Source organism: Paractinoplanes ovalisporus (assembly GCF_016834655.1).
GTDB classification, from domain to species: Bacteria; Actinomycetota; Actinomycetes; order Mycobacteriales; family Micromonosporaceae; genus Actinoplanes; species Actinoplanes ovalisporus.
Map to the genome: position 1 here is coordinate 167,527 of NZ_JAENHP010000001.1, position 22,421 is coordinate 189,947.

Sequence of the window (22,421 nt, forward strand, 5' to 3'; positions counted from 1 at the left end):
ACAGCAAACGCGCAACACGAACCCGGACAGCAAACGCGCAACACGAACCCGAACAGCCAACGCGCAACACGAACCCGAACAGCCAACGCGCAACACGAACGCGGACAGCCAACGCGCATCACGAACGCGCGCCACACGAAACGAACGCTAAACGCCACCCGAAACGGGCATCAACGCGTCGAGCATCCCGGCGCAGTCGGAGTCACCGGGCGGCCCGTCATGGGTCTGGTCCCACATGACAACGCCGGCGAACGCCAGGTGCGCGATCAGGTCGGACACCCCGGCCCGCCGGAACGGGGCCATCGCCCGCGAGGTCACCACCGCCAGCAGATCACCCAACTCCCCCGTACCACCGGCCCGTACCGCCTCCACGAGCGCTCGTCCCTCGGGCCGGGCAGCGTTGTCCCGGATCATTAACATGATCGCGAGCACGTCGCCGCGGACCGAGCCCGTACGGGGATCGTGGTCGTACTGCTCGAGCAACGGCTCGACCACCGCCGCCAGCAACGCCGCCTTGGTCGGCCAGCGCCGATAGATGGTCGTGCGGTTGACACCGGCCGCCCGGGCGACCCCCTCGATGGTCAGGCCCCCGAACCCGGCCCGGGCCAGTTCGGCCAGCGTCGCCGCGCGCACGTTCTCGATCACCTGGGTGCTGCGGGGCCCGGTTTGAAGCCCCCGGGTCCGGCGTGCCGTCGTACCGCTCATCCCCTAATGGCAACACACTGTTGCCTTCGCCCGGTAGGCGGGCTTAGCGTGAGATCCGGGCCGACGAGAGCGGGTGCGCACATGAGCGAGCACAACTTCGACTTCGTCGTGATCGGTTCGGGCACCGGAATGCTCGCGGCGCTCACCGCCGCCGAGGCCGGCCTGTCCGTTCTGATCGTCGAGAAGTCGCGCTACTTCGGCGGTTCGACCGCGCTGTCCGGTGGCGGTTTCTGGATGCCGGGCAACAGCCTGCTGCGCGAGGCCGGCGTCTCCGACTCCCCCGAGCGCGCGAACGAATATTTGAGCCATGTCACCGCCGGCGAGACCCCCGAGGACCGCTGGCGCACCCACCTCGCGCACGGTCCGGCCGCGGTCGACGTGCTGCGCCGCCGCACCCCGCTGAAGTTCCAGTGGATGACCGGTTACGCCGACTACTTCCCCGAGCTGCCCGGCGGTTCGGCGGCCGGCCGCGCGATGGAGCCCAAACCTTTCGACGTACGGCGTCTGGGCCCCGACCGGGAACGTCTGCGCCCGCCCGCTCTGGCCGCACCCTTCCCCATGCCGGTGTCGGGACTAACGTACAAGTGGCTGAATCTGGTCGCCCGCCACCCGCGCGGCATCGTCACCGGAGCCCGCCTGCTCGGTCTGGGTCTGGGCGGCCTGGCCATCAAGCGCGAATATGTCGCCGGTGGTGGCGCTCTGGCCGCCGGATTGTTCGCGGGAGTGCGCGCGGCGAACATCCCGGTCTGGTTCGACACGTCACTCAAGGATCTGGTGATCGAGGACGGCCGGGTCACCGGTGTCGTGGTGACAAGAGACGGCAAAGACGTTCCCGTACGGGCGGAGCGCGGTGTGCTGCTTTCGGCCGGTGGCTTCGACCGGAACGCCGCCCTGCGCCACGAACACCAGTCCGACCAGCTCGACACCGACTGGTGTCTCGGCAACCCCGACAACACCGGTGACGTCCTGCCGATCGCCCGCGCGGCCGGGGCCGATCTCGCGTTCATGAACGAGGCCTGGTGGTTCCCGGCCGTGCCGGTGCCCGGTCCCATGCCCGGCCCGCTGCTGGCCGAGCGCAGCCTGCCCGGTCAGATCATCGTCGATCAGCAGGGCCGCCGCTTCATGAACGAGGCCGTCAACTACATGACGGCCGGCCAGATCCTGATCAAGCAGCAGTTGCCGGTGTGGATGGTGTTCGACCAGCGCTACCGCAACCGCTACGTCTTCGCCGGCAGCGTCTTCCCGCGTCAGCCGTTGCCCGCGGCTTGGTACGACGCCGGGATCGCGGTCAAGGCCGGCTCGCTGGACGATCTGGCCAAGCAGGTGGGCCTGACCGAGTTGGCGGCCACGGTCGCACGCTTCAACGTGCAGGCCGGCGCCGGCCGCGACGACGACTTCCACCGCGGCGACAGCGTGTACGACCGCTACTACGGCGACCCGACCATCACCCCGAACCCGTGTCTGGGCCCACTCGACCAGGGCCCGTTCTATGCCGTGAAGGTGGTCCCAGGCGACCTGGGGACGTGCGGCGGCATCCGGGCCGACGGTTTCGCGCGGGCGTTGCGGTCCGACGGCAGCGTCATCGAGGGCCTCTACGCCACCGGGAACGCGGCCGGCAACGCCTTCGGCCGCGTCTATCCCGGTCCCGGCGCCACCATCGGTCAGGGCCTGAGTTTCGGGTACGCGGCGGCCCGTCACGCCGCGGGCAAGCTGGCAGCCTGAGCCCCCACCCGCCGCGCGCGCAGCCTGAGCCCTGCCCGCGATCTTTCGGAGCTGCTATTTGCGGGCCAGGGCCAGCCAGAAGTGCGGGGTGCCGTCGCGGCGGTGTCCCATGGCATCGAGGGGTTCGGTCGTCACGGTGAAGCCGGCCGCCTGCAGGTCCTTGGTCATGGCGGCGATCGGGGTGGTGCGGTAGTACATGACGAACGGCGGCTTCCACACGGCGTTACGCACCCGCATGACCCCGTCGAAGCCGAGCAGGACCCAGTGCGCGAGCGTGGTGACCGGCGGTGGGTCACTGATCGCGAACGCGAACAGCCCACCGGGCCGCAGCGCGCGATAGACCCCCTCGAACAGCGCCGGCCGTTCCTCCGGCAGGAAGTGCCCGAAGGCGCCGAACGACACCGCGAGGTCGAACCCTTCCCGGAACGGCATCGCCCGTACGTCGGCCCGCACGAAATTGGCGTCCGGATACGCGCGCCGGGCTTGCCCGATCATCCCGCTGCTGAAATCGACCCCCGTGATCGACCCGGTGCACATGGCCCGGGCCACCAACAGTCCCGCTCCGGTGCCGCAGCAGACGTCGAGCCCGTCCCCGAACGGCCCGTATTCGTCCAGCGCCTCGGCCGTGGCTTCGAGGATCCCTTCCGGCGTACGGAACGGGGTGTGGTCGAACTTGGGCGCCAGCAGGTCGTAGCCGCGCTCGACCGAGGACAGCGCCTGAACGGTCAGTTCGCGCAGGGAGGGACCGTGAGCCGAGAACATCGGCCGAGCCTATCGTTCCCGACCTGCGCACCTGCACCGGAAAGGCCGTTCACCGCCTGCGCACCCGCACCTGAAAGGCCGTTCGTCGCCTGCGCGCGCGTGGAAGGCCGTTCACCGCTTGCGCGCCCGCGCCTGAAAGGTCGTTCGTCGCCTGCGCGCGCGTGAAAGGCCGTTCACCGCTTGCGCGCCCGCGCCTGAAAGGTCGTTCATCGACTGCGCGCGCATGAAAGGCCGTTCACCGTTTGCGCGCCCGCACGAGAAAGCGGTGTGAATGCACGCGGAACTCGCCGTCAGCACGGATCCGCGAGTCGATCCGGCGCAGCGCCTGTTCGTAACGGGCAACCGTGAAGTCGCGAACCTGCCACGGCACCGCCCGCAGCTGGAAGACGAGGGCGCCGATGTCGTAGAACGTGAACGCCGGCCGTTCCTCCCGCACGTCCAGGATCGTCAGGCCGGCGGCGGTCAGCCTCCGCACCGCCACGTCGGCGTTCCACGCCTCGTCGTAGGCCGGTGGCGCCCCGAGGGCCTCGTTGATCTCGGAGCAGTCGTCGCTGCCGACCTGCTGGGTCAGCAGCACGCCGCCCGCCGCGAGGACCCGGGCGGCCTCGGCCGGTTCCAGGTGTCCGTGCCGGTTGAGCATCAGATCGGCCGACCCGTCGTCGACGGGCAGGTGCGTGTTTTCCCGGAAACGCACATCAACGCGCAACGGCGCCAGACGTTCCCGCGCAACCGGTACGTTCGGCGCCCAGCCCTCGACGGCCACCGTCCGCGCGGGCAGGGGCGCCAGTGACGACAACAACTCGCCACCGCCGGTGTCGACATCGATCAGACTCGCGCAGTCACCCACCAGCTCGGCCGCCAGCTCGGGATAGGACCAGCTCGGAGCCGACCCCGACGCACGCCCCTCGAGCCATCGGAAATCCCAGCCCGTCAAAGGCACCTCTACGGCTTCCGCCACCATCTGCTCGAACATCCGCCGACCGTAACGATCCCGTGTGCGTGGGCGCTCCCCAATATCGGGCGCGCCCACGCACGGTCAGGAGGTCAGAAACGGACCTCGCCCTGGTTCAGGACCCTCGGGTGGAAGTAGGCGGCCTGGATCTCGGCGTTCGAGTTCTGGCCGCGCAGCTGTTCGGACCAGAGCATGAAGTACGCCCAGCGCGTCTGCGAGGTGAGCAGCGCGCCGGTCGGCATCTTGCCCATCTCGGCGATGGCGATCGGCTTGCCGGCCGCGATCGACTGGATCTGTTGATAGTCCGACGTGGACGGCAGCCCCTTGTACCAGACGTCGAGCGACACCACGTCGACGTAGTTGCTGCCCGGGTAGTACTGCGACCAGCCGCCGGCCGGGTTGTCCTGCACGTTCCAGACCCAGATCAGGTTGTCCAGGCCCTGGCTGTCGAAGTAGTCCTTCATCTGCTGGAAGATCTTCGAACCGCCGTTGGCGCCGGGGCGGCCGCCCCACCAGTTCCAGGTCTCGTTCATCTCGTGGAACGGGCGCCACAGCACCGGCACGCCCGCGTCCTTGAGCTGCCGCAGGTAGGGCACGACCTCGGCCATCCGGCTGCGCCACGTCTGGTTGAGCGCGGTGCCGCCGGTGACCACCTGCTGGAACTGGCTGTCCGAGATGCGCGTCTTGACGCCGCCTTCGAACTCACATGTGCGTCCGACCGTGGGCGAACACGCATGCCAGGTGAGCGCGACGAGCGATCCGTTGCGCCATTCCGTCTTGGCCTGATCGATCACGCGCTGCCGGTTGTTCACATCGTCGGAGCGGAACATCATGTCGCCGCCCCACAGACCCGGCCACTGCCCGGTCACGTCGTGCACCTGCTGGGTGTAGGCGCCGGGCGCGCTGGCTGGTTCCTTGTTGTGCTGGCCGGAGACGATCGAGGTGCCGCTGATCGTCCGCAGATAGTTGATGACCGTGCTCTTCGGGGTGGCCGCGAACGCCGAGGCGTCCGTGGCCTGGTGGACCATGCCCACGCCGAGCAGCACCGTGACGGCGCCGACGGCGAGAGCCGGTCGGGGGATCTTCATGGGGATGTTCCTTCCGTTGGGGGACGGGGGGTCTGCATCCGCGGGACTCGTGAGGAGCCGCCGCGCGGACGGATCGGGGGTCTATCTCCGCAGGACTGTCGCGAGGCCGGTGAGGAACCGCCGCGCGGACGGATCGGGGTTTACGTCTGCAGAACTGTCGCGAGGCCGGTGAGGAACCGCCGCGCGGACGGATCGGGGTCTATGTCCGCAGGACCGTGGCAAGGTCGGTGAGGAACCGCCGCGCGGACGGATCAGGGCCTATCTCCGCAGGACCGTGGCGAGGCCGGTGAGGAACCGCCACGCGGACGGATCAGGGCCTATCTCCGCAGGACCGTGGCGAGGTCGGTGAGGACCCACGGCGCGCGGATCAGATCAGGGTCGAGCGCGGCCACACCACGTACGCGGAAAGTGGTTGTCTCACCCGGAAGCAACGTGACGAACCCCTGGTCGACGGTGGCGCCGGGATGCAGGCGGTCGGGTTGCAGCAGCACGTCCCGGGCCAGGCCGCCCACCCGCACGTGCACATCGAGGCCGTCCGCCACCACGTCGACGGTCACGTCCAGCCCCGGATCGTCCAGATCAAAATCAGTGAAGAACCACAGGTCCCGTACGGCGGAAGCCCGCGCGACAAGCACATCCGAGGTGTTCGCGCCGTCCGTCGTCAGGTCGTCCGGGACCGGGATGAGCGCATTCGACCGCGCCGCCACCTCGACGACCGTTTCGAACACGGCCAGTTCCACGCCGCGGTTGTCCATTCGCGCAATCCGAACAGTTTCCGTCCACGGTTTTGCGTGGTCGTTCAGGAGCACAACGACCAGTCCGCCGTCCCGGGGCTGCACGGTCAGTGCGCGTTCCGCGTACAGGTTGCGCGTTTCGAACCAGAGCGGCTTGTACCGGCCGGCGCCGTCGATCGCCGCCCACGAGATGACCGGCCACAGATCGTTGAGCTGCCACAGAATGGTCCCGGCGGTGTGCGGCCAGTACGACCGCCAGTGCGCGATCCCGGTCCGTACCGCGCGAACCTGATTGAGCTGCGTCAGGAAGTGCCACGCCTCGGTGCTCGTCGGTGCGGGAAAGTGAGCGTCCAGGCCGCGCGCGAGTTTGTCGTTGCCGTCGATGGCCTTCTGGTGGTGCAGAACACCCGGCGAGTCGGGCCGCAGCGGTTCGTCGGTGACCGCCTCGCGCAGAGTGCGCCAGGCCGGCGGCGCCTGCCAGCCGAACTCGGCCACGAACCGCGGCGTGGAATCGCGGTAGTGCGTGTAGTCCTCACGGTTCCAGACGTCCCACGAGTGGAACGTGCCGGCCTCGGCCGAGTTGGGTTCGATCTCCCACGAGCCCGACCAGGGGCTGCCGGCCATGTAGGGCCGGGTCGGGTCGAGCGTGGCCACGATGTCGGGCAGCGTCTTCAGGTAGTACGTCTCGCCCCAGCTCAGGTCGCCGCCCGGTCGCTCGGCCCAGTTGTCAGCGCCGTGCAGCCAGAGGTTCTCGTTGTTGCCGTTCCAGGCGACCAGGCTCGGGTGCGGGGACAGCCGGACGACGTTCTCGCGCGCCTCGGCCACCACCTCGGAGTGCAGCGGTTCCTCCTCGGGATAGCACGCGCAGGCGAACAGGAAGTCCTGCCACACCATCAGGCCGAGCTCGTCGCACACCTCGTAGAAGTCGCGGTTCTCATAGATGCCGCCACCCCAGACGCGCACCAGGTTGACGCCGGCGGCCGCGGCCTGGCCCAGCCGCAGCGCGTACCGTTCGCGCGTCATCCGGGACGGGAAGATGTCGTCGGGGATCCAGTTGACGCCCTTCACGAGCACCGGTTCGCCGTTCACATGGAAGACGAACTGTCCGTCGGTCTGGTCGATGCGCACGCCGCGGAACCCGGTGCGACGTTCCCAGCGGTCCAGTTCGGTGTCGCCGTCGAGCAGCAGAACGGTCAACGCGTACAGGTGAGCGTTTCCATAGCCCCGCGGGTTCCACGGCTGCACGTTTCCGGCGTCGAGACCGAGCGTTTCCGCGTACGGGCCGTCGTAGAGCGGCCGCCCGTCGAGCAGAACCCGCATCCGCAGTTCGCGTGTTTGCGCACCCGCCTCCTCGCGCGTTTGTGCACACTCCTCGCGCGTTTGTGCGCGTTCGATCGAGACGTTCAGGTCGAGGTGGCCGCGCCCTCCGGCGTACGTGGGAAGGGTTTTGACCTCGCTGAGCCGCGCTGTGCTCCAGCCCTCCAGACGCACACCGCGCCAGATGCCCGCCGTGACCAGGGTCGGTCCCCAGTCCCAGCCGAAGCTGCACGCCATCTTGCGCACGAAGTTGAACGGCTCCGGATACGCGTTCGGCCGTGCCCCGAGTTGCGCCTGCAGTCGCTCAGCCTCGGTGTAGGCGGAGGTGAACCGTACGCGCAAGGGTTTGGGCCCGTCGCTCAGCAGCCCGGTCACGTCGAACCGGTAGCCGCGGTGCATGTTGCGGGTCGAGCCGAGCACCACCCCGTCGAGTTCGATGTCGGCCACCGTGTCGAGGCCGTCGAAGACCAGCTCGAGGCGGTCGGCGCGCGGCCCGTCCCAGCTGATGTCGCGCGAGTAGACCCAGTTCGCGCGGCCGACCCAGTCGACCGCCTTCTCGTTCTCGCCCAGGAACGGGTCGACGATCTTGCCGGCCGCGAGCAGGTCGGTGTGCACACATCCGGGCACGGTCGCCGGGATCTCCCCCGGTGGCCCGCCGAGTGTCCACGGGCCGGCCAGCGACTGCTCGATTCTGCTCATGCGATTGCTCATTCCGCTCGAGGCTCCAGCGGGAGCGCGGTCAGTGCGAATGCTCATTTCGAGGCTCCAGCGGGAGCGCGGTCGGTGTGAGTGCTCATTTCGTGGCTCCGGCGGTCACGCCGTTGTAGATGAAGCGCTGCAGCAGCAGGAAGACGACGACCGTGGGGAGGATGACGATCATCGTGCAGGCGGCGATCGTCTCCCACTGCGCGCCGTACGGGCCCTTGAAGCGGAACAGCGCGGTCGAGATGACGTTGAGGTCGGGCGAGCGCAGATAGAGGAACGGGATGTAGAACTCGTTGTAGATCGCGATGCCCTTGATGATCACGACGGTGGCGATCGCGGGGCGCATCAGCGGCAGGATGATCCGGCGGTAGACGGTGAACCGGCCGGCGCCGTCGATCACGGCGGCCTCGTCCAGGCTGCGCGGGATGGACGCCATGAACTGGATGAAGATGTAGATCGAGACGATGTCCGTGCCGAGGAACAGCACGATCGCGGCCCACGGGGTGTTGACCAGGTCCATCGACTTGACGATCTGGTAGGTCGCGACCTGGGTGGTCACGCCGGGCACGAGCGCGGCGACCAGGAACAGGCCGAGCACCACGCGCTTGAGAGCGAACGAGAAGCGGCTGATCGCGTACGCCGCAAGCGTGCCGACGAACACCGTGCCGGTCAGGGAGATCACCAGGATGACGGTGGTGTTCCAGAAGCCGCGGAGCATGTGCCCCTTGGACCAGGCGGTCGCGAAGTTGTCGAGGTTGAACCAGTCGCGCGGTGGGGTGAGCGGTCCGGTCGTGCTGTATTCGGTGCGCGTTTTGAACGCGGCGAACAACACGACGATGAGCGGTACGAGCACTATCGCCGACGCGACGATCAGACTCGCGTACTTTCCGGCCGCGCCAAGTCGGCGGGCTACGACAGGGCTGGGTTTGCCGGCTCGTACGGTCACGACAGGCTCACCTCGTCGTCGGGTCTGCCGGCTTCCACGGTCATGACAGGCTCACCTCGTCGTCGGGGATCAGTCGGCGCTGGATCCACGTGATCAGCAGGACGATCAGCAGCAGCACCACGGCCATGGCGGAGGCCAGGCCGATCTGGCGGAACTGGAACGCCGTCTCGTAGGCCTGGATCACGAACGTGCGGGTGCCGTTCGCGCCGCCGGTCATGATGAACGGGATCTCGAAGACGGCCAGGCTGCCCGAGATGGCCAGGATGAAGCTCAGGCTGATGATGCGGCGGATGCCGGGGGCGATGATGTAACGGAACTGGTGCCAGCGGTTGGCGCCGTCCAGGTCGGCCGCCTCGTAGATCTCGTTCGGGATCGACTGGATCGCACCGAGGAACAGCACGAAACTCAAGCCGGTGAAACGCCACACCGACGTGCCGGCCAGCGAGATGTTCGCGATGTCCGGGTCGCCCAGCCACAACCGGGCCTGATCACCCAGGCCGACCGCGCTCAGCACGCTGTCGAGGGTGCCGCCGGGCTGGAACAGGTAGAGGAAGACGAACCCGACGGCGACACCGTTGAGCAGGTACGGGAAGAACAGGATGCCCTTGAACAGGTTGCGGAACCGGGTGCTGAACGACAGGACGACCGCGAAGTACAGGGCGATCGCGATCTGCGCGAACGACGCGACGAAGTAGTACAGGCTGATCAGGAAGACGTGCCAGTACCGTTCGTCGGTGAACACGCGTACGTAGTTGTCCCAGCCGACCGGGTCCATCACCGGGTCGAGGCCGTCCCACTTGTGGAAGCTGTACCAGACCATGTTGCCGACCGGCACGTACGTGAACGTGATGAGCAGAATGAGCGCGGGCGCCAGATACAGCCAGTGTTTCGGTATGCGGCGCGTACGTCGTACGGGAACCGGGCCTTTGACCGTCGTGGGACGCCGGTCGAGCAGCGCCGTCATCCCATGACCCGGGACTGCGCCTCACCCCAGCGCTTGTTCAGCTCGGCGAAGTACGACTCCTTGCTGCCCTTGGCCGCCCCGCGCGCGATGTCGACCAGCTTCTGCCGGTAGATGTTGCCGGTCAGGTCGATCTCGGACTCCTTGATGATCTCGTCCTCCTTACCCGCGTACGTGGTGGCCGCGGGCAGTTCGACGAGCTCGACCCCGGTGTCCTGGAAGGCCTTGAGCGACGCGGGCAGCGGCTGACCGATCGCGGGCGGGATGGCCTCCTGATCGTTCGCGAACCCGGACTCGTTCACGAACCAGTCCAGCCATGCGCGGGCTGTCGCTTTGTTGTTCGAACTGCGCGAAACCGCCGCTTTGTAGTCGCCCTCGATGCGCGAATGGAACTTGCCGCCGGTCTGGTAGGGGAACGGCCAGAACGCGATGTCGTCCGGGTTCGCGCCGGCCGCCCTGGCCGCGTCCTTCATCTGCGGCACCGCCCACGAACCGAGCAGCATGGTGGCGACCTTGCCGGTGGCAATCATCGGCTTGGAGCCTTCCCAGTTCGTCGTGAGCGGGTCCTTCTCGTTCAGACCGCCGTGCACGATGTCGAACAGGAGACCGTCGGTGACGTACTCGAGCTTGCCGGGCTGCCAGGGTGCGGGATCGGTCGGGAACTTGTCGTTGACGGCCGGATCGGCCAGAATCGCGCGCTGGCTGTTGAAGAAACTGAGCGGCCAGCCGTCCTTGTAGTTCGTGTAGAACGGCACCGCCCCGGTCTTCTTCACGGCGGCCAGCCCGGCCAGGAACTCGTCGGGCGTCTTGGGTGGGACGGTCACGCCGGCCTGCTGCCAGATCCGCTTGTTGACGACGAGCCCGTTGGCCACGCCACCGATCGACAGACCGTAGACCTGCCCGTCGTACGCCTTCTCGTCGACGAACCGGTACTTCGACTTGAGCTGCTCGACCCCGCCCAGCGGCTCGAAGAACTGCCCCAGTTGATCGACGGCGACGGTGTTGGGAATGAGCAGCACATCGCCGTAGTCACCCGAGCTGAGCTGGGTGGTGACGTCGCCCTCGTAGTTGGTGACGGCCTCGAAGCTGACCTTCGTCCCCGGATACTTCGATTCAAATTCCTTCCCGTACGCGGGGAGGGCCGTCTCGGCCAGGTCGGTGCGGTTGGTCAGCACCGTGATCTCGCCGGTGATCTCGCCACCCGCGCCGGCGTCGTCGCTGCCCGCGCCGCCCGTGCACCCGGCCGTGAGGGCGAGCGCCGTGGCCAGGCCCAGCCCCAGGAAGTGCCGTCTATCGACCATGTCGCTGTCCGTTCGCTCAGTTTGGTATCGAGGCGGGCGGATGCTTCCTCGCCCGTCGAGCGCCCAGCATGCGTGCGTCGTTGCGGCCATGTCAAGCTTAGATTAATAATTTAAGTGGTCATCGGATCCGCGATACGTCTCGTCGGAATCGCGCGCCGTGGCCATCTGAGCCGCGCATCGGAGGTCAGCGATATCCACAGTTCCGCTCTGTCCACAGCCAGGACAGCAGAGATCGCCTCTCCCTGCCAGACTGGAATCGGGGGGCGCCCCCGGGGTCAAAAGCCCAGTTCAGATCCATGATCGCCGCGGCCTCGACGACGACGCGCGCCCCTTCGAGAGCCACCCTCGCCCGCTCGGTCGTCGGACCGCCGGCCGACCCGCCGCACGCTCGCCCAACCGTCAGAGCGCTCAGCCGACCCGCCGAACGCTCACCCAACCGCCAGAACGCTCAGCCAACCCGCCACACGCCCGCCCCGCCGCCAGAGCGCTCAGCCGACCCGCCACACGCTCACCCAACCGCCAGAACGCTCAGCCGACCCGCCACACGCTCACCCAACCGTGATACGCCCACACCCAACTGGGATGCGGTCGGCAGGGTTGGCCCCGGCCCCCTGCCGGCCGGTGCGGGCCGGTCAGTTCGTGCTGGCTCGGGCCACGATGTGAGCGGCCGGGGCCTCGTACACCTCGGGCGGCTTTCCGGCCATGGCGTCGAGCAGCGCTCCCCCGGCCAGCTCGCCGATCCGGCCCACGTCGTGACTCATCGCCGACAGCGGGGGTGTCGCCAGCTGGCACAGAGCCGAGTCGTCCCAGGCGACCACCGATACGTCACCGGGGACCGCCATGCCACGGTCGCGCAGCTCGTCCAGCACAGCGAGCGCCATCAGGTCGTTGTCGCACATGATGGCGGTGGGATGCTGCGGCAGCAGTCCCGCGAGGGCGGCGCGGCCCGACTCGTACGAGTAATCGCCCTCGGCGCGCAGCAGGGTCACCCCGCGTACGTCGGCCTCGGTCTCCGCACCCATCTGACGCAACTGGGTGTGAGCGAAGGTGAGCGGGCCGCTGATGTGCCCGATCACCACGTGACCGCGGTCGGCCAGGAAACGGACGGCCTCCTGCGCGAATCCGGCGTCGTCCGTCCACACCGTCGGCAACCCGGACGCGGTCGACGGCGCGCCCAGCACCACCGCGGGCAGCTCGAGCCGGCCGACCAGGGCGACCCGTTCGTCGTCGGGGGCCAGGTCGACCAGCACGACCCCGTCGACGCGGCCCTCGGCGGCCCAGCGTTCATAGACGGCGCTCTCGGCCTCGCGGTCGGTCACCACCTGCACCAGCACCGACACGCCGGCCGGGGTGAGCACACGTTCGAGACCTTCGAGAAACTCGTGGTAGTACGGCTCCTCGCCCAGCACCCGCGACGCACGCGCGAGAACCAGGCCGACCCGCCGCTGAGGCTGTGTCACCCAGGTACGGTAGCGCCTGAGCAGCCGGACAAGACAAGGACGACACTCCATGGCACGACGTGAAGCGCCCGCGGCCGGGCCGGGCAGCCGCGCCCTCGTCGTCGACGTGGTCCGGTCGGCCACTGCGATCAGCCGGGTCGAACTGGCCGAACTGACGGGGCTCACCCAGCCGTCCATCTCCGGCATCGTGCGCGACCTGATCGCCGACGGGGTCATCCACGAGACCGGTTCGGCCGACTCGGTGCGGGGCGCCCCGCGCAAACTGCTGTCCATCAACCCGGCCAACCGGTTCGGCATCGGTTTCCAGATCGGCGCCGAATCCGTGACGTGCGTGGCGATCGACCTCACCGGCGGGGTGGTGGGCCGCGAGGTCGTTCCGCGCGGGGACGACCGGCTGCAGTCGCGTTTCGAAGACTTCACGTCCGGGCTGGACCTTCCCCGCGGCCGCATCGAGGGGCTGGCCGTCGTCGCCCCGGCCGACCGGGTCGCCCCCGACCTGGGCGCGGTGCTGGCCGAACGGCTGGGCATCCCCGTCCTGGTCGAGAACGACGCGGCCGCCGCGGCGCTGGGCGAGTTCTGGAGCCGCCGGGTCTCCCGCGACCAGTCGTTCGGCAGCGTCTACCTGTCCACCGGCATAGGCGCCGGCCTGGTCTTCGGGGGCGCGCTGTTCCGCGGCGCCAGCTTCGACGCCGGGGAGCTGGGACACCTTTCCATCGCGTACGACGGTAGGCCGTGCCCCTGCGGCAACGTCGGCTGTGTCGAGCGGTACGCCTCCATGGCCGCCACCGTCGCGGCCGCGCGCGAGCATCCCGCGCTGTCGTCCCGCTTGCGCTTGGCGGGTTCCCTGTCCAGCGCGTACGACGCGGTGGCGCGCGCCGCCGTGAACGGTGATCCCGAGGCGTTCGAGCTGGTCGACCAGGCCGCCGCCCACCTGGCCGTGGCCGTGACGTCGATGGTGAACCTGCTCGACCTGGGCCGCCTGGTGCTGACCGGCCCCGGAATGGCCGTGGCCGGTTCCATCTACGCCCGCCGCCTCCGCGAGCACCTGTCCGCGCGGGCCCACGCCCGGCACCGTCACGAGATCGTCGTCGAGCTCTCGGCCCAGCCCCGAGACGCAGCCGCCATCGGCGCGGCGGCCCTGGTCGTGCAGGCATCGATCGCTCCCGGCCACACCCCGTCGCCCGCCTTGCAACCGCAGTAGCGGGCCGCCTTTTCAGACCGACAGCCGCCCGGCGACACGACAACACACGCGCACAACACGCACAGACCGCCGCCAACCGGTGCGCCACGTCGCACGCGCACGACCCCGCTCAACGCGTCGGCTGCCCGGTGACCCGACAACGCCGTACACGGGAACGTTTTGATCCTGGCCATCCGGCGTCGCCGACGGAGGCCGCCTGGTGAATCCCTGCCCCATTGGCTAGGTTGCGGTTACCCCATCCGATCCTCGCAGGGAGTGGCAGTCGTGCGGCAACCGCGCAAGACCTTCCGGGCGATCGAGGTCGGCGACGGCCTCGACGGGCGGTGGGCCGCCTACGCCCGGGGCCTCTGGCACGAGATGGAGGGCCTGCTGACCGAGGAGGGCCGGACTCCGGAGGGCGCAGATCGGGTTGGGGCGCTGTTCCGTGCGCACATGCCGGAACTGGTCCCGGTTCTGGACCGCCTGGCCGCCCAACTCGACCGGTCCGAGGCGGAAACCTTCCTCACCCACGCGGCACTGCGGCCGTTCTCGGCGGGCTGCACCCAGATCGGCCGGAACGGCACTCTGCTGCGCAACTACGACCTACGGCCCGACCAGTGCGAAGGGACCATCGCCTCCTCCTGCTTCCTGCGGCCCGTGATCGGGATGCAGGACATGCTGTGGGGGCTGCTGGACGGGATGAACGACGCCGGTCTCGCGGTCTCGCTCACCTGGGGCGGACGTTCCGTCTACGGACGCGGCTTCGCCATTCTCATCCTCGTGCGCTACCTGCTGGAGACGTGCGACACCGTCGATGAGGCGGTCGACCGGCTGCGGTCCCTGCCGGTCGCCGTCCCCCAGAACCTCACCCTGGTCGATCCCACCAAGGCGATGACGGTGTTCGTGGGGCCGGACATCTCGCCGACGGTGGCACCGGACGACTGCGCCGCCAATCACCAGCACCTGCCGGTGACCGACGAACAGGAACGGGCCATGCGGACGCAGGAGCGGCTGCGAGCCATCCGCGCCGCGGGCGCCGATGATGTGGCGGCGATGCTGAAGCCGCCGCTTTACCGATCCGTCGACGAGCAGGGGTCAAGAACGCTCTACACCGCCCGCTACCAGCCCATCGAGGGCCGTGTGACGTACTACTGGCCCGGCGAGTCCTGGCACCAGTCCTTCCGTGACTTCGCGCCCGGATCCCGTACTGTGACCTTGGGCCGGGCCGGCTGAGAGGCAGCTGCCGACCCCCGCGGACACGTCAGCGGTTGTCGGAGCGGCCGCTGAAGACGGACAGGAAGACGTTCAGGATGTCGAGGAAGATGGACGCGGCCAGCAGCGGCGCCGAGGTCACGTCGGTGTTGCGGCGCAGGCGTTGGAAGTCGACCATGGTCAGCACCGCGAAGATGACCAGGCCGAGGATCGCGTAGATGAGCGCGCCGTCCGGGATGTTCACGAAAATGAGCACGATGTTGAAGCCGATGAGCGCAACGAGCGCCCAGAACGCGTAACGCGCAAGAACGGACAGGTCGCGGCGCGTCGCGTAACCGGCGGCGCCGAACCCGGCGATGAACAGGGCCCCGGCCGGGGCGCGAGCGCCGCGTTCCGGTGTCCGGGGTCACGCGTGACGCCCGTTACCGGGTCACCTCGTAGTCGAGCAGGAGCCCGCCCGAGGAGGTCGACTGTGAGCGAATCAGGCCAAGTTTGCGCGTTCGACCGTCCTCATCGAACAACTTGCGTCCGCGGCCGGCGACCACCGGGTAGACGACCAGGCTGATCCGGTCGATCAGCCCGGCCGCCAGCATCGCCCGGGCGAGGGTGATGCTTCCGTGGACGCCGATGTCGCCGCCGGGCTGCGCTTTGAGCTCCCGTACGGCGTCGAGCGACGTCAGCACGGCCGATTCCGCCCACGCTCCGGTGAGCGGTGACGACGTGAAGACGTATTTGGGAACGCTGTTGATGAAATCGGCGAACGGCTGCATATCCGATGTCGGCCAGTAGGGCGCCCATTCGTCGTACTGGGCGCGGCCGAGCAGCACGGCGTCCTGCGATCCGATGACCTCGCCGAGGTTGGCGTGCATTTCCTCGTCGAACTCGGACACGAAGTTGTCGGGGCTTTCGGCCACGCCGTCCAGGGACATGAGGGTGTAGAGCACAACGTTGCGCATGCCGGTCAGACCGGCCCGTGGCCGGGAACTAATCGTCGAGTTCGACGATTTCTCGGCCGAGGGGCCAGAAGGCCACCGGGACCAGCTTGAAGTTCGCGATGCCGAACGGGATGCCGATGATGGTCACGCACAGGGCGATACCGGCCAGGATGTGCGTCAGGGCCAGCCACCAGCCGGCCACGACGACCCAGATGATGTTGCCGATGCCGGACGCCACGCCGACGCCGGGGCGGCTGACCACGGTGCGCCCGAACGGCCACAACGAATACACGGCGAGCCGCAACGAGGCGATGCCGAACGGGATCGTCACGATCAGCACGAAGCAGATGAGGGCGGCCAACCCGTAGCCGATCGCGAGCACGAAGCCGCTGCCGAAGATGAACCAGAGGATGTTCAGGATCAGTCGCACAGATCAAGCATGCCTGGTGCGCGCCAGTGTCCGGCGTCGTCGTTCTGTTCTCAGGCGTCGTCGCTTTGTTGTCAGGCGTCGTCGTTCTGTTGTCAGGCGTCGTCGTTCTGTTTGCGGTTGGCGTCGTCAGCGGTCTCGGCGATCGCGGTGGCGGCGGCCAGGGCGGCCGCGTCGTGGTCGGGCGTGACCGGGTCGCCCGGGTCGGCCGGACGGTCGTCGGGTTCGCCGTCGGACGGGCCGACCGCCGAGGCCAGCAGCGCCGAGTTGGGGATGTTCAGCGGCCCCTCGGACGTCTCGAGCACCGTGTAGAGCAGCCCGGCCGAGATGATCGTTCCGTAGTGCGGGCCGCCGATCGCGCCGGACAGGACGCGCACCTGCTGACCCGGGATGTACGGCCGGGCGAACATGAGCACCAGGCCCGCGAACAGATTGCTCAGCACCGGCTGCGCGGCCAGACCAAGGATGACGCCGGTGACCGCGCCGCCCACGAGCAGATGTTCGAGGCCGACGCCCAGCAGGTCGCACACCGCGAACACGGCGATCAGATAGCCGCCGAGCAGCACCACCAGGCGTAGCGGAGTCGCGGCGGCATCTCCGGCCCGCGCCTGCGTGACCCGGTGCACTTCGCGCGCGGCGGTGCGACTGGCGAGCACGCCGCCCACCGCGACCACCAACGCGCATCCGTACGCCACCAGACGATCGCGCAGTTCGATCGAATTGACGTTCCCGATCTGGCTTCCGACGATCAGCGCGACAAGCGCGATCAGCCCGAACACCACCGTCTTGCGGAAGTCGGGACGAACATGCTGTTCCAGCAGCGGCATTCCGAACATGGTGACGCGATCCTATCGGGGCTTCGGCAAGATCAGACGGCCACCTCCAAACGTCCGACCAAACTCCGAAACTTCCGAATTCCCTCGTACGGTGGTCCGGCCGCAACTCGGACGCACATGGCAAGCAACGTCTTCGAGCTGCGAATCTGTACGCAGCGCGACCATCCAACTACCGCTAACTTTCCGGAAGTTGTTGACATCGGACGGTGCTCGACACAGTATGGAGGCCATCGACGGGCCTGAAAATCCGTTGGTCCGGGCCCCCGGAAAGGCCCGGCTTGCCGGGGTCGTCCCCGCCGGGCGCCGGCCGGCATTTCCACGCCGCGACGACGCCGGCGTGCGGTGGCCCCCACCCTTGGCCACCGAATCCGCCACGCCGGCGTCGTCGCTCGCGCGCAACAGACAGCGCGGCCCAGCCCCGACCGGCCCGGATCATGCTCGTCGTCGGCGCGATGCGACCGCCCGCCGCGATCAAGCGAGCGCCACAAACGACCGCCCGCCGCGCACAGACGAGCGCCGCGCGCAACCGAACACCGCGAACAATCAGCCTGCGCGATCAACTGAGCGCCGCGAACAACCGAACACCGCGAACAAACCGGCCGCTGCGAACGACTGAGCGCCGCGAACAACCGAACACCGCGCGCAACCGAGCACCGCGAACAACTGAGCGGCACGAACAACCGAACACCGCGCGCAACCGAGCACCGCGAACAACTGAGCGGCACGAACAACCGAACACCGCGCGCAACCGAGCACCGCGAACAACTGAGCGGCGCGAACAACCGAACACCGCGAACAAACCGGCCGCTGCGAACAACTGAGCGCCGCGAACAACCGAACACCAGAAACAGCTGAGCGCGACGAGCAACCGAACACCAGGTACGGCTGGGCACTGCGAACAACCACGAACAGCCGAACTTTGCGGGCAGCCCGTCAGGGCGTGGCGGCGGCCAAGCGGTCGCGGCGTTCGTGGGAGAGCTCGGAGTGGCAGTGGTCGCCCGGATGGCTCTCGGGGTCGACGTGCACGGTGGCGCCGGCCAGCTTGGGCACCTGGTGGGTCAGCTGATGCTCGGCGTCGGCGGCGATTTCGTGGGCGGCCAGCAGGGTCAGGTCGGCGGCGACGGTGATGGCGGCCTCGGCGTGCATGCGGTGGCCGATCCAGCGGAGCTTCAGGTTCGAGACGTCGCGTACGCCGGTCACGCCGCGCAGCGCCTCCTCGGCCCGGTCGACCAGGTCGGGGTCGACTCGGTCCATCAGGCGGTGGTAGACCTCGCGGGCCGCGTCCTTGAGGACGAAGGCGATCGCCACCGTGATGGCCAGGCCGACGACCGGGTCGGCCCAGCCCCAGCCGAGCCCGGCGCCGCCCGCCGCCAGCACGACGGCCAGAGAGGTGAAGCCGTCGGTCCGCGCGTGCAGGCCGTCGGCGACCAGGGCAGCCGAGCCGATCCGCCGGCCCACGGTGATCCGGTAGCGGGCGACGATCTCGTTGCCGATGAACCCGACGACCCCGGCCGCGAACACCCAGGGCAGGTGGGTCATGGCCCGGGGGTTCACCAGACGGTCGACCGCGAACCAGCCGGCCGCGACCGCCGACCCGGCGATGACCAGCACGATGATGACACCGGCCAGATCCTCGGCCCGCCCGAACCCGTACGTGTAGGCCCGGGTTGCCGCTCGCCGCCCGAGCAGGAAAGCGATGCCCAGCGGAACGGCCGTCAGCGCGTCCGCCACGTTGTGCAGCGTGTCGCCGAGCAGCGCGACCGAGCCCGAGAAGACCACGATGAACGCCTGCAGCAGCGCGGTCACGCCCAGCCCGGCCAGCGAGATCCAGAGCGCGCGCAGCCCTTCCCGGGACGCCTCGAGCGCGGAGTCCACCTTGTCCGCGCTGTCATGGGAGTGCGGCCGAACCAGATGCCCCACCCGATGCCACAGCCCGCGCCCGTGATCGTGTTCGTGGCCTTGATCGTGCTCGGGGCTGCGGTCGTGGGTGTGGGCGTGGCTGTGATGGGCGGTGTGGTGGTGCTCGGTCATCGGAGCGTTCCTCAGGGTGGTCGGATTCCGATCACCGGCCATATTATGTGCTCATGTACGCACGCGACAACGTTGCAGATGCCAATGACCTGCAGAAACGCGCGCTACGCGACAACGTGATCGAGGCAGCTGCCACGGCCCTGTCGTTGCTCGGCGACCCGACCCGGCTCCGGCTGGCGGCGGTTCTGCTCGATGGCGAGCACGACGTCACGACGCTCACCTCCGCCGTGGGTGCGGCCCGCCCGGCCGTTTCGCAACACCTCGCCAAGCTCCGCCTGGCCGGCCTGGTGGCGATGCGCCGCGACGGCCGCCGGGCTGTCTACGCGCTGCCCGACGAGCACGTCCAGCGTCTGGTCACCGAGGCGCTCCACATGGCCGAACACCGTCTCTCCGACCGCCCCCGCCACCACAACTCCTAGCGGACCTCACCCGGCCAACGACACACACGCGGTCGCGAACCCCGGGCCCGACGCCACCTGTCCCGGCAGCTGCAAAGACTGGTAGCCGGGGGTGGGAGCGCGGCGGGGCCGTGGAGGACACACACGCAGTCGCGAGCACCGGGCTCGACGCCACCTGTCCTGGCAGCTGCACAAACCGAGCAACGGGCGCGTGGAGGCCCGGCTCCCGATGCTGAAGCGCGGTTTACGGCCGTCACCCGCGAATCGGCGTCGGCCGGCTCCAGCAACGAGCAACCGCCCGACAATGCGGCGCGGCCAGGCCGGGGCTGCGCGACCGGCGCTAATCGTCGGCCTGGGCCTCGGCCATCGAGCGGGGCGCGGGCACGTTCTCGAAGCGGAGGTTGCCGGCCGGCACCATCCAGGTCATCACCTGTACGGCCAGGCGACCCGCCCGCACCGCGGGGTCGGCACTGCACAGCTCGCGCGCCGTGGCGGGGTCGGTGGCCATCACCGAGATGCCGCGCAGGCGTTCGTCGTCCTGGTCGGTGAGCGGTCCCCCGCCGAGCAGGTAACCCTGGTCGCGCAGGCCGGCCCGGAACGCGAGGTGCGCGTCCTGCAGCGCGTCGGCCTCGGCGTCGCTCAGGTCGGGCGCGTCCGGCGGGCGCACCAGCAGAACCAGCGTGTGCTGATCGAACCTCATCCCGTCACCATAGGACCGGCGACAAGACGTACGGCGCATGCCGGTGACGTTCAACAAGCGGGGCGCGGCGGTGGTTGCGGTCGCGGTCGACCGCACCGGCCGTACGGGAATCGGATCTGGACTTTCTGGGTCGCTTCGACGCCGCCAGGGCTGATCGGGTCGAGCCCGGGCTGATCGGGTCGAGCCGGGCTGATCGGGTCGAGCCCGGGCTGATCGGGTCGAGCCAGGGCTAATCGGGCCGCACTGCGCGCGACGCGGGGCGGCAGCGCCGGCGCTTCGAGTTCCGTGAAGACCACGACCGACGCGAAGACCACGAAGCTGACCTCATCGAGGCACGCGATCGCCCCGTTCCGCCGCGGCCCGCTCGGTCCTGATGAAGGCGTCCCACGCGATCGCCGGCCGGGTCAGGTCGCGCCGGGTCAGATAGCGGGCCGCGGTCCGGCGCAGGCCCCGGATCGTGCGGACCATGGTGACCGGGCCCATCCGGTCGGCGGTGGACACGTACCGGGACGGGGTCAGCTTCCACGTCGAGCCCGACCTGGTCAGATCGCCGGCGACCACGAAGGCCTTCAACGAGTCGACCTTGTCGTCATGGCTGTGCCAGAGCAGGCTCGCCCGGCCCGGAGCCGTCTCCTCGCCGGCCTCGAAGACGAACATGCCGTCCACGGCCGCCGGGTGCACGCGCCGCATGGTCGGCAACCCGTCCGCGTCGTACGCGCTCAGCACCGCGCCGCCGAAGCCGGACATCCGCTGTACGGCGGGAAAGGCCGTGTCGCCGATCGGCTCGGGCGCCCGGGAAGGCCGGTAGGGCGGTAGAAGCGCGGTCCGCGCCGGGGTGACCGTGATGAGCAGGCGCATGTAGTACCAGTCCATGAACCGGCGCAGGCCGGGCACCCGGTGATAGGTCGACGACGGCTGGAGACGGCGGATGCGCAGCCACAGGTCGGCCCACGGGCCCGGTGTCGTGACGAGTTCGTCGGGGCAGGTGGCGGTGCCCTGCATGAGCACCTGCTCCGGCGCGTCGAGGCCGCTGGCCGTGGGGTCGGAGAAGAGCACGGCGACGCGCCCGTCCCGCCGTACGTTGAAAGCCTTCTGCGGCAAGCCGATCGAAGTGCTGATGAGGAAGGTGCCGTCGGGGCGGCGGATGCCGATCGTGGGCCAGGCGATGGGTGTGCCGTCGCGGCTGACGGTCAGCAGTTCGCAGGTGCGGTACGCGTCGATGAGTGAATCCATGCTCGCAGGGTCGGCCGGGGCGCTTGCAAACGGCTGAAGGCCGGTCTTCAGTGGCTCTCAAGCGGGCGCGCGCACGCTGCGGGACATGACGATGACACAGCAGTTGATGCTTCCCGGTCAGGCCGCGGCGCCGGACGGGCCCAATGACCTCACCGGCATGTTCCTCATCCACCACGCGTTCCGCCGGGATCTGCGCGCGTTCGCGGCGGCGGTGGCGAACACACCCGCGCACGAAACGAACACCTGGCGCGCACTCGATGAACGGTGGAAACTGTTCGGCACGTTCCTGCACCACCATCACACCATTGAGGACGCCTCGATCTGGCCGGTTCTGCTCGACCGGGTGGACGCCGCCGGCCGCGCGACCCTGGAGGCGATGGAGGCCGAGCACGGCGAGATCGACCCGCTGCTCGAGGCGTGCGGCGCCGGGTTCGCGAAGCTGGCGGCGGGACCGGACGAGGACGTACGGCGGTCGCTCGAGATCCGCGTCGTGGCGGCGGCGGAACGGCTCAGCCGGCATCTCGCGCACGAGGAGACCGAGGCGCTCGTGCTGGTGCAGCAGCATCTGACGACGGCCGAGTGGGAGGTCGTCGAGAAGAAGAGCGCGAAGGGCGAGTACACGTTCCGCGAATCGATGACCGCGGTGCCGTGGGTGATGCACGAGTTGCCCGCCGACGCACAGAAGCGGCTGCTCACTCTGGCCGGTCCGGTGCTGGCCGTGCTGTGGCGCCTGACCCGCGGCGGCTTCCTCAGGCGGGAGAAGACTGCATTCCCGTACGCATGACCGCAGCGGCTCCCCCAGGCAGGAGAAGACTG

21 protein-coding genes are annotated in these 22,421 nt (G+C 68.9%); 5 read left to right on the forward strand and 16 right to left on the reverse strand.

The features are described from left to right. Positions 1-147: 147 nt before the first annotated feature. Positions 148-705 carry a TetR/AcrR family transcriptional regulator gene (locus tag JIG36_RS00810; RefSeq protein ID WP_203374014.1) on the reverse strand — a complete coding sequence of 186 codons (558 nt, stop codon included), beginning with the start codon at positions 703-705 and terminating at the stop codon, positions 148-150. 81 nt (positions 706-786) lie between these two features. Between JIG36_RS00810 and JIG36_RS00815 the strand changes: the two genes are divergently transcribed. Continuing rightward, positions 787-2,427, forward strand: a complete 1,641-nt coding sequence (locus JIG36_RS00815) for an FAD-dependent oxidoreductase (RefSeq protein WP_203374015.1) — start codon at positions 787-789, stop codon at positions 2,425-2,427. Between the two features lie 54 nt (positions 2,428-2,481). On the opposite strand, the gene JIG36_RS00820 is transcribed toward JIG36_RS00815, so the two are convergent. The 8 genes from JIG36_RS00820 to JIG36_RS00855 form a co-directional block, all read right to left on the reverse strand. Beyond that, a complete protein-coding gene (locus tag JIG36_RS00820) occupies positions 2,482-3,189 on the reverse strand; it encodes a class I SAM-dependent methyltransferase (RefSeq protein ID WP_203374016.1) in 708 nt (235 codons plus the stop codon). Between the two features lie 235 nt (positions 3,190-3,424). Beyond that, complete coding sequence (locus JIG36_RS00825; protein ID WP_203374017.1) at positions 3,425-4,162, reverse strand: class I SAM-dependent methyltransferase; 738 nt, start codon at positions 4,160-4,162, stop codon at positions 3,425-3,427. A gap of 71 nt (positions 4,163-4,233) precedes the next feature. Then, positions 4,234-5,229, reverse strand: a complete 996-nt coding sequence (locus JIG36_RS00830) for a glycoside hydrolase family 26 protein (RefSeq protein ID WP_203374018.1) — start codon at positions 5,227-5,229, stop codon at positions 4,234-4,236. A 317-nt stretch (positions 5,230-5,546) separates the two neighbouring features. Then, a complete protein-coding gene (locus JIG36_RS00835) occupies positions 5,547-7,979 on the reverse strand; it encodes a glycoside hydrolase family 2 protein (RefSeq protein WP_203374019.1) in 2,433 nt (810 codons plus the stop codon). A gap of 94 nt (positions 7,980-8,073) precedes the next feature. Beyond that, the gene (locus JIG36_RS00840; protein ID WP_203374020.1) at positions 8,074-8,931 is read right to left on the reverse strand and encodes a carbohydrate ABC transporter permease; all 858 of its coding nucleotides are present in this window, start codon (positions 8,929-8,931) and stop codon (positions 8,074-8,076) included. A gap of 40 nt (positions 8,932-8,971) precedes the next feature. Then, positions 8,972-9,895 carry a carbohydrate ABC transporter permease gene (locus JIG36_RS00845; protein ID WP_203374021.1) on the reverse strand — a complete coding sequence of 308 codons (924 nt, stop codon included), beginning with the start codon at positions 9,893-9,895 and terminating at the stop codon, positions 8,972-8,974. Next, positions 9,892-11,193 carry an ABC transporter substrate-binding protein gene (locus tag JIG36_RS00850; RefSeq protein WP_203374022.1) on the reverse strand — a complete coding sequence of 434 codons (1,302 nt, stop codon included), beginning with the start codon at positions 11,191-11,193 and terminating at the stop codon, positions 9,892-9,894. Before JIG36_RS00850 ends, JIG36_RS00845 begins: the two co-directional genes overlap by 4 nt. A gap of 632 nt (positions 11,194-11,825) precedes the next feature. Then, positions 11,826-12,653, reverse strand: coding sequence for a LacI family DNA-binding transcriptional regulator (locus JIG36_RS00855; RefSeq protein ID WP_307872508.1), 828 nt, complete (start codon positions 12,651-12,653; stop codon positions 11,826-11,828). Between the two features lie 49 nt (positions 12,654-12,702). Between JIG36_RS00855 and JIG36_RS00860 the strand changes: the two genes are divergently transcribed. Both JIG36_RS00860 and JIG36_RS00865 read left to right on the forward strand, forming a co-directional pair. Beyond that, entirely contained in the window at positions 12,703-13,854 is a 1,152-nt protein-coding gene (locus JIG36_RS00860; protein ID WP_203374024.1) for an ROK family transcriptional regulator, read from the forward strand. 264 nt (positions 13,855-14,118) lie between these two features. Then, positions 14,119-15,066 (forward strand): C45 family autoproteolytic acyltransferase/hydrolase, encoded by a 948-nt coding sequence (locus tag JIG36_RS00865; protein WP_203374025.1) that lies wholly within the window; start codon positions 14,119-14,121, stop codon positions 15,064-15,066. Between the two features lie 28 nt (positions 15,067-15,094). Here the strand turns inward: JIG36_RS00865 and JIG36_RS00870 are convergent, their stop codons facing one another. The 5 genes from JIG36_RS00870 to JIG36_RS00890 all read right to left on the reverse strand — a co-directional run bounded on the left by JIG36_RS00870 (position 15,095) and on the right by JIG36_RS00890 (position 19,274). After that, positions 15,095-15,409 (reverse strand): Bax inhibitor-1 family protein, encoded by a 315-nt coding sequence (locus JIG36_RS00870; RefSeq protein ID WP_268919498.1) that lies wholly within the window; start codon positions 15,407-15,409, stop codon positions 15,095-15,097. Positions 15,410-15,467: 58 nt separating this feature from the next. Next, positions 15,468-16,001: a dihydrofolate reductase family protein gene (locus JIG36_RS00875; RefSeq protein WP_203374026.1), complete on the reverse strand. Its 534-nt coding sequence runs from the start codon at positions 15,999-16,001 to the stop codon at positions 15,468-15,470. A 28-nt stretch (positions 16,002-16,029) separates the two neighbouring features. After that, the gene (locus JIG36_RS00880; RefSeq protein WP_203374027.1) at positions 16,030-16,410 is read right to left on the reverse strand and encodes a YccF domain-containing protein; all 381 of its coding nucleotides are present in this window, start codon (positions 16,408-16,410) and stop codon (positions 16,030-16,032) included. A 92-nt stretch (positions 16,411-16,502) separates the two neighbouring features. Beyond that, positions 16,503-17,243 carry a mechanosensitive ion channel family protein gene (locus tag JIG36_RS00885; RefSeq protein ID WP_203374028.1) on the reverse strand — a complete coding sequence of 247 codons (741 nt, stop codon included), beginning with the start codon at positions 17,241-17,243 and terminating at the stop codon, positions 16,503-16,505. A gap of 933 nt (positions 17,244-18,176) precedes the next feature. After that, positions 18,177-19,274 (reverse strand): cation diffusion facilitator family transporter, encoded by a 1,098-nt coding sequence (locus JIG36_RS00890; protein ID WP_203374029.1) that lies wholly within the window; start codon positions 19,272-19,274, stop codon positions 18,177-18,179. 53 nt (positions 19,275-19,327) lie between these two features. Here JIG36_RS00890 and JIG36_RS00895 point away from each other — a divergent pair, with 53 nt between their 5' ends. Next, positions 19,328-19,693 (forward strand): ArsR/SmtB family transcription factor, encoded by a 366-nt coding sequence (locus JIG36_RS00895; protein ID WP_203374030.1) that lies wholly within the window; start codon positions 19,328-19,330, stop codon positions 19,691-19,693. A gap of 319 nt (positions 19,694-20,012) precedes the next feature. Here the strand turns inward: JIG36_RS00895 and JIG36_RS00900 are convergent, their stop codons facing one another. Together JIG36_RS00900 and JIG36_RS00905 are read right to left on the reverse strand one after the other, a co-directional pair. Next, on the reverse strand, positions 20,013-20,372 hold the full coding sequence (locus tag JIG36_RS00900; protein ID WP_203374031.1) for a YciI family protein: 360 nt from the start codon (positions 20,370-20,372) through the stop codon (positions 20,013-20,015). Positions 20,373-20,696: 324 nt separating this feature from the next. Then, on the reverse strand, positions 20,697-21,605 hold the full coding sequence (locus JIG36_RS00905) for a pyridoxamine 5'-phosphate oxidase family protein (protein ID WP_203374032.1): 909 nt from the start codon (positions 21,603-21,605) through the stop codon (positions 20,697-20,699). An 85-nt stretch (positions 21,606-21,690) separates the two neighbouring features. Between JIG36_RS00905 and JIG36_RS00910 the strand changes: the two genes are divergently transcribed. Further along, positions 21,691-22,389 (forward strand): hemerythrin domain-containing protein, encoded by a 699-nt coding sequence (locus JIG36_RS00910; RefSeq protein WP_203374033.1) that lies wholly within the window; start codon positions 21,691-21,693, stop codon positions 22,387-22,389. Positions 22,390-22,421 lie beyond the last annotated feature (32 nt).